An 11,512-nucleotide genomic window follows, 5' to 3' on the forward strand; every position below is an offset into this window, starting at 1 on the left:
TAACAAGCTGCTCTCAACATTTTCACAACATTACTCCCAAAAAACGACAAAAAACGGCCTCCAGACCCATGTCTGAAGACCGTTTTTCGACATTTTTAGCGATTACTCTATCGTTCTAACCTTCGTCTAAACGCACCTGCTCCTTCATGGCATGCACCCGGCGGACGCCAGCCTGATCCCCAGCCCTGCTTAACACATCCGCCAACAAATCATAATAGTGCCCTTGGCTTGGCTCCACTTCGATCAGCTTCCAGAGGATCAGCATGCGGGATTCATCCGCTGCCTGGTCCAAGGCTGCAATCATCGTTGACAACAGGGTAGTGCGAAGCTCGATCCGATAGGCGCTTGCCCAATCGTAATACTCCATCTCCAAATAGTCGCCGGCATATAGCTGAAGGATGTCCTTGATGCCGGCTCCAGCTACTCCCTGCTCCAATCCCCCAAGCAGATCTTCCAGATCGCTGCGAACAGACGACGCATCAATCCAGTACCGATCATCTCCGTACTTCACAACCGCTTCATATCCAACCGACTTAAACAAGCTCCGCAAATAATAGAGTGAGGTATGCAGCAGCTTTTGCCCCCGCTCCGCCGGATCATCCGGCCATAAATACTCCAGGATGGCGTATTTGTATACCGGCTGCCTCCGGTGATGCCAGAGAAATGCGAACAATTCCTTTGTTTTCTTGGTGCGCCATGTCAACAGCCGGCCGTCCGGAGCATACAGTTCCATACTGCCCAGCACTTTGAGCGACAGTGCCGGCTTATCTTCCGCACGGTTTCCCGGCTCAGCTGCCGAACCGGCGGCACTCGGCGACCCTACGACAGAATTATCGCTGCTACGGTTTTTCTTTTTAGCTTGCCGATTCGCATAGCGGGACAATACCCTAACAAGCTTGTCCTCCGCGACGGGTTTCAGCAAATATCCGATGGCTTCGGTGTCATATGCATCGATCGCATATTGATCATGGGCTGTGACAAAGACGATTTCCGCATCCGGACAGCTCGCAGCCAGCTCTCCTGCAGCATCGAGCCCGCTCACCCCAGGCATCTCGATATCCAGAAAGATTAAATCCGGCTGAAGGGCGCCGCATTGTGCCAGCGCTTCGCCAGCCAGTTGAAATCTGCCGACGACCTTCACCCCGCCAACCCTATTCAGCATAATATCCATGACGTCAAGCGCGATCTCCTCATCGTCAATCAGAATGGCTCTCCACATAACGCTCCTCCGTCAAAAAAATCGTTATTCTCGTTCCTTTGCCCGGGCGGCTGTGAATTTCCAGACTTCGCCCGTACCTCATTTGCAGCCGCCGGTTCACATTGCCGATGCCGATTCCTCCAGCCTTTCCTTGCTCCAGCAATCTTACCGTACCTTCATCCATTCCAGCCCCGTCATCTTCGACGATGATTTCGACGCCCCTGTCCGCAGGGCGAATGATGATGTCCACGGTCCCTCCCTCGGGCTTTTGCCCGATCCCGTGGCGGACGGCATTTTCAACAATAGGCTGAAGGGTGAGCGGGGGCAGGAGGCAGTGGGCGTTCTCGTCGATCGTATAGCGTACGGCCAACCGTTGACCGAATCGAAGCTGCTCAATCGCCAGATAAGCGCGAACCAGCTCCAATTCCCGCTCCAGCGGAACTTCATCTCCGTGAAAAACGAACGTAAACTTGGCGCGCAGGTAGGTGGTTAAATGGTGAATCGTTTCCCGCAGCTTCTCCACATTTTTGTAGCTAAGCCCAACCAAGGCATTCAGGCTGTTGTACAGAAAATGCGGGGGAATTTGTGCCTGCAAGAAGTCCATCTCCCGGCGCACCGCGCGCTCAGAGGAGCTTTTCATCGCCAGCAGCGACTGTGCCCGGGCCCGAAGCTCCGCCAGTTCAAAAGGCTTATGCAAAATGTCGTTTGCCCCCGCCGCAAAGGCCGCCAGAGTATCGCGTGTCTGCCCCGAGGCGGTCAGCATCAGTACCGGAAGCTCGGCCAGCCCGTGCAGAGAGCGGATTTCCCGGCAAATGTCGAGCCCCGATACGCCGGGCATCATCAAGTCGAGCAGCACCAGATCGGGTTTTCTTTGCCGAAGGGCCTCCATTGCCTCTGCCCCGCCGGCCGCGGTTGTATAGGCATGTCCCATGGAGCCGATCGCGTCCGTGGCCACCTTCAGGTTGGAAGGCTCATCGTCGACGATGAGAACATGGAACAACTCCTTCTGTCCGCTTGGCGTAGATTGGGGAGGCAGCGGAGATTCTTTGTCATCTCGTTGTACTGTGTATCTCCCTCTCCCGTACTCCGGGTACTGCCGATCCCCTGCATATGCTTGGGCTGTGGCGTTTTCCGCCGCCGCTGCCGCTTCATGCTCTCCGCTCCAGGCAATTGGCAATGTAAACGTGAACCGGGATCCCCGGCCCACTTCGGATTCCACCTGCATCTGACCACCCTGCAGCTCGACCAGCTGCTTCGAAATGCTAAGCCCCAGCCCGATGCCATCACGCGAATGGGAGCCTTCCTCGTCATGCTGGAAGAACGGTTGAAACAAATCGTCCATGACTTCTTCCGGGATCCCCCTCCCCGTATCGCTTACTGAAACAGCCAGCAGCTCCCCCCGCCTTTCGGCCGAGATCGAGACGGTTCCCCTATCGGTGTACTTTAATCCGTTCTCGAGCAGATTGTGCAAAATCTGCCGCAGCCGGTTCTCATCTGCCAGGACAAGGGGGAGCGCGGGAGGCAGCTCGTCCGCAAGCCGGACGCCATTCTTGATGGGCGCAATCGACAACGTTTCCATGACAAAGCGAGTCGACACGTACAGATCGACCGGCTTCGGCTGCACATCGAGCTGACCGTACCGAATCCGGTTCATATCAAGGATGTCATTAACCAGTCCGGCAAGCCGCCGCCCGATCAGATGCAGCAGCCTGATGTTCTCACGGTGCTCCGCTGCAAGCGGTGTCGTCTTGTTTTCCAGCAGCGTCTCCGACAGATTGATGATGCCGTGCAAGGGCGTACGCAGCTCATGTGATGTTTTCGCCAAAAATTCATCCTTTTGCCGGTCATGGACCAGCAGCTGCTGAGCCAAACGTTCACTCCGCAGGAAAGCTCCGCGAATCCGATCCGTCATGAGGAACGATTGCGACAGCACGACCAGCAGCAGCGTGACGATAATGTAATAGGGACTATCCAGCGCCAGCTGATAACGGGTCTGGGCAAAGATCCAACTAATGATCAAAAAGAAGGCGCCGAGCAAAATATAATAGATCCGCACCCCATGATGGCGATTGCGAAAAATTGAGGTGAAAATGAAACCGAAAGCCACAACCTGCAATAAAACACCGGGCCACAGCAGAACCAGCAGACGATCATTCGGGAGCAGGCTGAGCAGAGCCAGATATACGTAGGAAACCCAGCGAAATCCCTTGAACCAGTGCCCGCTCCTGTCACTTAGATAAAGGCGCACATAGTGAATGAAGAACAAAATGGCCAAGTAAGGAAGGATGAACAACAGCTTCTGCAGCAAAAGATAGGACATGGAAGGAACCAGGTTCGCCATAACGATTTCGTTATCGATGCTGAAAAAAATCCCCAGCGCCCAACAGAACAAGCTGAAGAAAATCAGATACGGCTCCCGCCGCCACTGTCTAAACATGCCCGCAAAGTAAATACCAAAAACCAGAAGTGTCGTAATGACGATCACATCGGCCATACGGGCGTTGTCCCGGCGGGTCAGCACATCGGCTGTCCGTCCAAATTCAGGAGCCTGCACAAGTCCGCCTTGCACATTGTTGTAGCTCGCCACCTGGATGATAACTTCGATCGTTTGGTCCTTCACTTCAACTGTTCCGAAGAACGGAAAATTGCTGGGCACAAAGCCGGTGGCAGACAAGGCGGTTTGTCCGGTACCGCCAAGCTCTTGCCCGTCCATGTAAATGTGGCTCGACATCCGAATCTTTTTAGCCCGAAGGCTGTAATCGCCAAGGTCGCTTACCAGCAGGCGCAGCCGGTACGTTCCCGTGCCGTACCCATCGTCCGATACTTTCCCCTTCCATCCTCCGGGTACCTGGAGAAAACGACGCTCCGTTTGCTGGTCCGCTCCCTGATCAGCGAAGTCCTGGGGCGTTAGCAGTTGGTCCTTGTAAAATTCCCATTCCCCTCGAAGCGGAATGATCCCCTGCTGCGAAAAGTCCCAGTCTCTGGCGTCCAGCACGCCTTCCCGCGCCTCCGGGTAGTTGACATTTGGGTGAAGCCACTCATAAATAAAGATCGAGGTAGCGACGGTAAAAACCAGCACCATTGCGATCAGACCTGACAATTGCCTTTTCATAAGCTGTAATTCCTTCCTGTCGTAGGAGAAAAATAACCCTTTTATTTCCAATTTGGTATGGTTAAGGTTATCATACCACGGCGCTACGGTTTTGTTGTATATGTCCCGCGCCTTTGCTTGCATTGCCAAAAGTATGCTCTGTCCGGGATGGCACGACAAGGTATTATTTTATACAGAGTTAAATATTTTTTTAGTGTTCATCAAACGGATGAGAATGCCAATTATAGATTTACTTCTTCTTTGTATATAAACGTTGCACACAAATAGACCCAGCCCCCAAAGGCTGGGTTTTTAGTTGGAAGCGATCCGTGGCGGCTTAAAGTTATAATCCTCGGAAAATACTGATCGATACGCTCAACGACAGCCACTCCCTGCCAGCTTTGAATTACGCCATCTACCGCAGACGGGCCAGCTTCTCCAGAAAGTCTGCCACGATTTCCAGCGATGCCTCGTCGAAACTAGCCAACAGTTCCATCGCTTTATGATCCTTCTCCTTGTGAAAAACCCGGTGCAGCTCAGCCAGTTCGGCGCCAAGTGGTGTCACAGAGTAATAAATTTCTTTCAGGTTGTCCGGCAGCTGGTTTTTTCGTATCAGGTCCTGCTCCAGCAATTTGCGGGTGATTTTGGAGACGGCGCCTTTTGTTAAACCCATCTCGCGGGCGATATCGATCCCTTTAATGCCATCATTCACATAGATGACGTCCAGAACGTGCAGGCTTGAGACGGATAGACGGGGCAGCAGCTTTTTCAGCCGGTCGTCGGAAATGCGCTCCATGAGCCAGAGCCGGTCGCTGTCATCCTCGGCTTCGCTGACGAGGATCTGGTATATGGATTTTTCGATGCGGTTTTTGAACTGAAGCAAATCATCATTCATATCAGGCATAAGGCAAGCCTACCTTTTTTCTTTTCATTATATCATGGTTTCCACAGAAACCATTTGACAAAGTATCATTTCCTTGATATTGTGGTTTCCATGGAAACCATTTGATTGGAACGTGGTCTTCATGCAGCTTCTGTAGAAATCACATCACATTGATTCGGGAGGAATTTTTATGAATGAGGTTATTCAATTGATCCGCCAGCATCGCTCCATCCGCAAGTTTACAAATACGCCGTTAACCGGCGAGCAAATCGAAGCCATCGTCGAAGCGGCGCAAATGGCGCCATCCTCGGCACATATGCAGCCGTTCTCGATCATCGGCGTCACGGATCGGGAATTGCGCAAGAAAATCGCGTTGCATTCGGAAAATCCATGGATTGATGAATGCGGCTACTTTTTTATCTTTTGCGCCGATTTTCACCGCATGATGCTGGCTGCCGGCCCGGACTACCAGGACAAAATGAGCCGCAACCTGAACTACTCCTATTTTTATCAAACCAGTGTGCTAAGTGCCGCGCTTGCTCTGCAAAACGCCAACTTGGCGGCTCAATCGATGGGTCTCGGGGCCGTTATTATCGGCGGGATTAACAGTGCTCTGCCTGAGCTGGACGAATGGTTGGACCTTCCGGACTTTGTCATTCCTTTGGTCGGTCTTGCGGTAGGCGTCCCCGATGAATTCCCAGAACAAAAGCCGCGCCTGCCACGGTCCGCCGTATTTTTTGAAAACCAGTATGATCGTGATCTTAAGGTACAAGTCGATAAGTATGACCGGGAAATAGAAGAGTATTATGGCGTTCGAACCAACAACAAGCAGAAGGTCAGCTGGTCCGGGAAATTCATCTCAAAGCTGGATCGGGATTTGCCGCTGGGCGGGTATACGCAGTATGTGAAGAGCAAAGGGTTTGATTTGAAATAGGCTCGTCTGAAATGCAAAATCCACAACCCCATGAGGTTGTGGATTTCATTTACGTGATCGACGAGGGGGAGTTGAGCCCCTATCGGAACACAGCGCCATCTTTTTTCCGCGTATAGATGGTGACCAACGTGATGAATTGCTTGGTCTCACTTTATTTAATGCTTTGTCTGATTTGGGCTTGTATTGGCTAAAATAGGCAGCATTTTCTCACTTTTCTCCATGAAGGAGTTACATTGGCCACAAATCGGTTGGATCAGAAAAACAAAGTTATCCCTCATCCATCCGTTGCACTTTTCATTGGTGCACGACCATATCGTTGTCATTTCCTCAGGAAGATCGATCATCAGTCTTTTCCGTGAATAGTACAAGCAGCATCCCTCTTTCTCCCCTGGAGTCCTAAGTAAAAAAGGCCCCGACACGATGTGCGGGACCTTTCTGATTACAAACTTACAGTTTTACAACATTCTCGGCCTGTGGGCCACGGTTGCCTTGTACTACATTAAATTCAACTTTTTGACCTTCATCCAACGATTTGAAGCCGTCGCTCACGATTGCACTGAAGTGTACAAATACGTCGTCTCCGCCTTCAACCTCGATAAAACCAAAACCTTTGTCTGCATTAAACCATTTTACTGTTCCTTGTTGCATAGTTCATTACCTCCATAATTCTATTTTTTACATGATCTTCGAGTTTCCAAAAAAAATCACATATTGTACAAGGTTACATCATCAAAATCTAACCCTCTACAATATGTGATCTCAGGTCGAAATTCCAATAAATTAACTATAACACAACTGAAGTTGAATAACAAGTTTTTTTGAATTTTGCTTCCATTTTATTGGAACTCAACTTATCTGCAGTATGACACTGTATAATCTTCCCCGGGTAGTATACTAAGTAAACCACAATTAAAGTGGAGAAAAATATTGATCAAGAGACATTGGGTGAGCCATCCCAATAAATAAAGAGATGCAAAAAAGCGACCCATTACGGGCCGCCTTTCCGATACTCGTTATGGAGGCGAGGGGAGTCGAACCCCTGTCCGAAGATAACGCCACATAAGCTTCTACGGGTGTAGTGACAGTTTTGATGTCACCCTACCAGGCTCCCCGTCACCGGATCCCGATAGGGTCAGCCTGTTTGTCTTCTTCAGCTAGCCCCAGGCGGAGACTAGACAGCGTATCCCACTAAAGTTGAGCCCTCATCCCGGCACATGGGCGATGCAGAGCGAGAGCACGTGTGCAGGTTATTAAGCTGCTACAGCGTAAGAAGTTTGTTGTTTGCCAGTTATTATTGGCTTTAGCGTTGATGAAGTGGACGCGTCCCCACTACCCGCTACTCATGCTCGAACTATCCCCGTCGAATCCAAGAACGCCCCCTTATTAAAAAGGGCTTCTATTGGATTAGATTAGAACGTTGAAGCATAAGAAGCAATCTATCCAGCATCCTTCCCCTCCATGAAGAAAGGATGATCAGAAGCATTTGTCACGTAAAAGGCCGGTCAAGCCATAACCTCTTACATACATAGTATATCACACATTCCGGCCAAAATGACACAGAGGTTGAAGGAAACGCAGGTGAAACTTGCCTGTAACTTCACATAACCCCAAATTAACGCGCGATCTTCTGCTTCTCGCGGAGTGCCCGCTGAATGTCGCGCTGCGCGTCGCGTTTAGCGGCCGATTCCCGCTTGTCATACTGCTTCTTACCGCGGCCAAGGCCGAGCAGCAGCTTCGCATAGCCGTTGCGGATATACACCTTAAGCGGAACGATCGTGTAACCTTCCTGCTTGGTCTGTCCCAGCAGCTTGTGGATCTGTTCCTTGTGCATCAGCAGCTTGCGGGTCCGCGTCGGATCCGTCGGATTATAGCGGTTGCCCTGCTCAAACGGGCTGATATGCATGTTATGAATATGAATTTCCCCATTGCGGATCGTTGCAAACGCATCCCCGATATTGGCCCGTCCGTTCCGGATCGACTTGATCTCGGTCCCGGTCAGCACCATGCCGGCTTCGTACGTATCCTCGATGAAGTAATCATGGGAAGCTTTTTTGTTCTGGGCCAGGACCTTCCCGTCACTCTTCTTACCACCCATGCTATCACTCCTCCCACACTTGCTATAACAGCAATGGACTTCCAGTATACAGCACAAGGGGAAGCAGCTCAAGCGCCCTAAAGAGAGCGTCTAGAGGCCGCAAACCCGGCCGGTATACCAGAAATCCATTGTATCAACTGGGCTGGGCAAAATCAAGATTTCGGCGAAAAGGCGCACGGTGTGGCGCCCATTTCAGGCGAAGCCTGATTTAAAAGATACTGCCCAGGAACCCTTCTACTTTTTCTTCTTGCGCACGAAGGCGGCTGTGCCATTCTTGGCCGCACCCTTCTTCTTGCGCTTGCGGACGACGCTCTCGCCGCTGCCGGCATTGTCTTCACGGGCGGCTGCCGCCCCGTCCCCGACAAAAATACCGCTGCGCGACGTTTTCTTCTTGCGGCCGCTGGACGGCTTACTGCCGCTCTGGCTTCCGCCAGGCGCCGGGGCGCCGTAGCCGCCCTTGCCGGAGCCAAAGCCGAAGCTCACCGGCCGCTTGGCTTCGCCGCTGCGGCCGCCTTCCCGCGCGGCGCCCTGCTGCGCTGCGCCGGCGCCGCCTTCGCGGGCGCTCTTGCCCGGCCGCGCGCCCTTGCCGCCGCCACGGGCCGCACCACGCCCGCCGCGGCCATTCTCGCCGCCTTCACGGATGGCGGCGCCTCTGCCCACGCGGCCGCCACCACGGCCGCCAAAGCTTCCGCCGCGCCGGCCTTCGCTGCGCGGCTTCATGTCCACCATCTCGAAGTCGATGGTGTGATCGTCCATGTTCACGCGCTCGACACGGATCTTCACTTCGTCGCCGATCCGGAACACGCGTGACGTGCGCTCCCCGATGAGGGCCATGGAGGCCTCATCGAAATGGTAGTAATCGTCCGTCAGCGCGCTCAGCCGGATGAGGCCCTCGACCGTGTTCTCGAGCTCGATGAACATGCCGAAGCTCGTCACGCTGCTGATGATGCCTTCGAATTCCTCGCCGACCTTGTCGAGCATGTATTCGGCCTTCTTCAGCTGGTCCGTGTCGCGCTCCGCATCCACCGCCACACGCTCACGCTCGGAGGACTGCTGGGCGATGTCCGCCATCCGGGAAGCCAGGTACTCCAGCCGGTTCTCCGGCAGGACGCCCTTGTTCTCCAGCACTTCCCGGATCACCCGGTGAATGACCAGGTCCGGATAGCGGCGGATCGGAGACGTAAAGTGCGAATAGTATTCGGCGGCCAGTCCAAAGTGTCCGGACATTTCCGCATCGTATTTCGCCTGCTTCATCGAGCGCAGCATGACCGTGCTGATGACCTTTTGCTCCTTCGTGCCCTGGATGTCCTCCAGCAGGCTCTGGAGTGCCCGTGGATGCACGGAGTTGCCCCGGCCCTTCACATGGTGACCGAAGTTGGCCGCAAACGCCATGAACGTCTGGAGCTTCTCCGGATCCGGATTTTCGTGAATCCGGTACAGAAAAGGCACCTTCATCCAGTAGAAATGCTCGGCCACTGTTTCGTTGGCCGCCAGCATGAACTCCTCGATGATCTGCTCGGCGATCGAGCGCTCGCGCTTCACGATATCGACCGGCTTGCCGTTCTCATCGACGATCACCTTGGACTCCACAAAGTCGAAGTCCACCGCACCGCGGTTCATCCGTCTCGCCCGCAGGCGCAGCGCCAGCTCCTTCATCAGCTTGAAGGTGTCGACCAGATAGCTGTACCGCTCCGTCACTTCCGGATCCTCGTCGTTGAGGATCTTCCGGACGTTGTTGTACGTCATCCGTTCCTTCGTCTTGATCACGCTGGTGAAAATGTCATGCCTCACAAGCTTCATATGCTCGTCGAATTCCATTTCGCAGGACATTGTCAGGCGGTCCACCTGCGGATTCAGCGAGCAGATGCCGTTGGACAGGCGGTGCGGCAGCATCGGGATGACCCGGTCCACCAAATAGACGCTGCATCCGCGGTTGTACGCCTCTTTATCGAGCTCCGAGTTCTCGCGGACATAGTAGCTGACGTCGGCGATATGAACGCCCAGAAGGAAGTTGCCGTTCGGCAGACGTTCGACGTTCACCGCGTCGTCGAGGTCTTTTGCATCCTCTCCGTCGATCGTGACGATCGTTTTGCCGCGAAGGTCACGCCGTCCCTGCTGGACGATTTCCTCCTCGGTGATCGAATCCGGTGCCTGCTCCGCCTCTGCCATCACCTCTTCCGGAAAAGCTTCCGGCAGCTGATGCTTGCGGATAATGGACAGGATATCAACACCCGGATCATCCTTATGCCCGAGAATCTCGACCACTTCGCCTTCCGCGGCGGATCGGCCCTCCGGATAATTGACGATTTTGACGACGACCTTCTCGCCGTCGACCGCCCCGTTAAAGGCATCCTTCGGAATAAAAATATCCCGGTTGATCCGTTTATCGTCAGGCAGCACAAAGCCGTACGCTTCATGCCCTTGGAAGACCCCGACGATCTGGGTAATGGCCCGGTTGACGATCCGCACCACTTCCCCTTCCAGCTTGCCGCCTGCCGGGCTCTTGGCCGTAACCCGCACCAGAACGGTATCCCCGTTCATGGCGCTCTTCATATCATTTGCTCCAATATATACATCCGGATGCTCCCGGTCTTCCGGGATCAGGAATGCAAAGCCTTTCGCATGGGCCTGCAGACGGCCCTTCAGGAGGTCCAGCCGTTCCGGCACGCCGTACCGTTCCGACCGGGTCCGCACGATGGTCCCTGCCTCCTCCATCGCGTTCAGCGTTTTCAGAAAATCCTTGAAATCCAGCGCATCGTCAATCGCGAAATGCTGTTCCAGTTCCTGATACGTCATCGGTTTATATTCGGGATCCTGCATCAAATCAAGTATCATCTGTTCCGTAATCATCGTTTCATCACCTCAGGTGACTTGCAGGAATGCCTTCCGCAAGTGACTATGTAATCGTTCGTTTGTTGTATTTGTCCAGTAATATACACATACCCTAGTATACACGAATTTAATCGGTTGCATCCCTGCCCGTAAGCCTTAATCAACCTAAAAAACCTCCGCTCATCTTCCAATCGAAAAAGAGCGGAGGTTTTGGTGTGCTGCTATTCTTTACTTGACGACGACGGCCACCACAATGGCCAGGATAAAAAAGCATGCCGCGACGACAACCGTCACGCGCTGCAGCACGAGATCCATGCCGCGTGCTTTCGTTTTACCGAATAGATGTTCCGCGCCACCGGAGATGGCCCCGGAAAGACCCGCGCTTTTCCCTTTTTGCAAAAGAACAATCGCGATCAACGCGATGGAGAAAATCACGAGCAGCACCTTCAACAAGATTTCCATTTGTTCCACCTCCCAAT

The 11,512-nt window shown here is 53.2% G+C and carries 9 protein-coding genes and 1 other RNA gene; 1 reads left to right on the top strand and 9 read right to left on the bottom strand.

Annotated elements, in window-relative coordinates; all coding sequences use genetic code 11:
* Positions 1-115 precede the first annotated feature (115 nt).
* The 3 genes from MKY74_RS02915 to MKY74_RS02925 all read right to left on the bottom strand — a co-directional run bounded on the left by MKY74_RS02915 (position 116) and on the right by MKY74_RS02925 (position 5,193).
* A complete protein-coding gene (locus MKY74_RS02915) occupies positions 116-1,219 on the bottom strand; it encodes a response regulator (RefSeq protein WP_076173144.1) in 1,104 nt (367 codons plus the stop codon).
* Positions 1,197-4,310 (bottom strand): hybrid sensor histidine kinase/response regulator, encoded by a 3,114-nt coding sequence (locus MKY74_RS02920; protein ID WP_167372898.1) that lies wholly within the window; start codon positions 4,308-4,310, stop codon positions 1,197-1,199. The genes MKY74_RS02915 and MKY74_RS02920 overlap by 23 nt, the downstream gene beginning before the upstream one ends.
* A 394-nt stretch (positions 4,311-4,704) precedes the next feature.
* Complete coding sequence (locus MKY74_RS02925) at positions 4,705-5,193, bottom strand: MarR family transcriptional regulator (protein ID WP_076173146.1); 489 nt, start codon at positions 5,191-5,193, stop codon at positions 4,705-4,707.
* Between the two features lie 169 nt (positions 5,194-5,362).
* Here MKY74_RS02925 and MKY74_RS02930 point away from each other — a divergent pair, with 169 nt between their 5' ends.
* Entirely contained in the window at positions 5,363-6,106 is a 744-nt protein-coding gene (locus MKY74_RS02930; RefSeq protein WP_076173147.1) for an NADPH-dependent oxidoreductase, read from the top strand.
* A 155-nt stretch (positions 6,107-6,261) separates the two neighbouring features.
* On the opposite strand, the gene MKY74_RS02935 is transcribed toward MKY74_RS02930, so the two are convergent.
* The 6 genes from MKY74_RS02935 to secG all read right to left on the bottom strand — a co-directional run bounded on the left by MKY74_RS02935 (position 6,262) and on the right by secG (position 11,495).
* Positions 6,262-6,525, bottom strand: coding sequence for a cold-shock protein (locus MKY74_RS02935; protein WP_373309600.1), 264 nt, complete (start codon positions 6,523-6,525; stop codon positions 6,262-6,264).
* Positions 6,526-6,553: 28 nt separating this feature from the next.
* On the bottom strand, positions 6,554-6,754 hold the full coding sequence (locus tag MKY74_RS02940; protein WP_076173149.1) for a cold-shock protein: 201 nt from the start codon (positions 6,752-6,754) through the stop codon (positions 6,554-6,556).
* Between the two features lie 365 nt (positions 6,755-7,119).
* Positions 7,120-7,486: a transfer-messenger RNA gene (ssrA, locus tag MKY74_RS02945) on the bottom strand.
* Positions 7,487-7,718: 232 nt separating this feature from the next.
* Positions 7,719-8,201, bottom strand: coding sequence for an SsrA-binding protein SmpB (gene smpB / locus MKY74_RS02950; protein ID WP_076173150.1), 483 nt, complete (start codon positions 8,199-8,201; stop codon positions 7,719-7,721).
* Between the two features lie 234 nt (positions 8,202-8,435).
* Entirely contained in the window at positions 8,436-11,051 is a 2,616-nt protein-coding gene (gene rnr / locus MKY74_RS02955; RefSeq protein ID WP_076173151.1) for a ribonuclease R, read from the bottom strand.
* A 210-nt stretch (positions 11,052-11,261) separates the two neighbouring features.
* Entirely contained in the window at positions 11,262-11,495 is a 234-nt protein-coding gene (gene secG, locus MKY74_RS02960) for a preprotein translocase subunit SecG (protein WP_076173152.1), read from the bottom strand.
* Positions 11,496-11,512: the final 17 nt, after the last annotated feature.

This window comes from Paenibacillus sp. FSL R5-0378, assembly GCF_038009285.1.
Lineage (GTDB): Bacteria > Bacillota > Bacilli > Paenibacillales > Paenibacillaceae > Paenibacillus_AQ > Paenibacillus_AQ favisporus.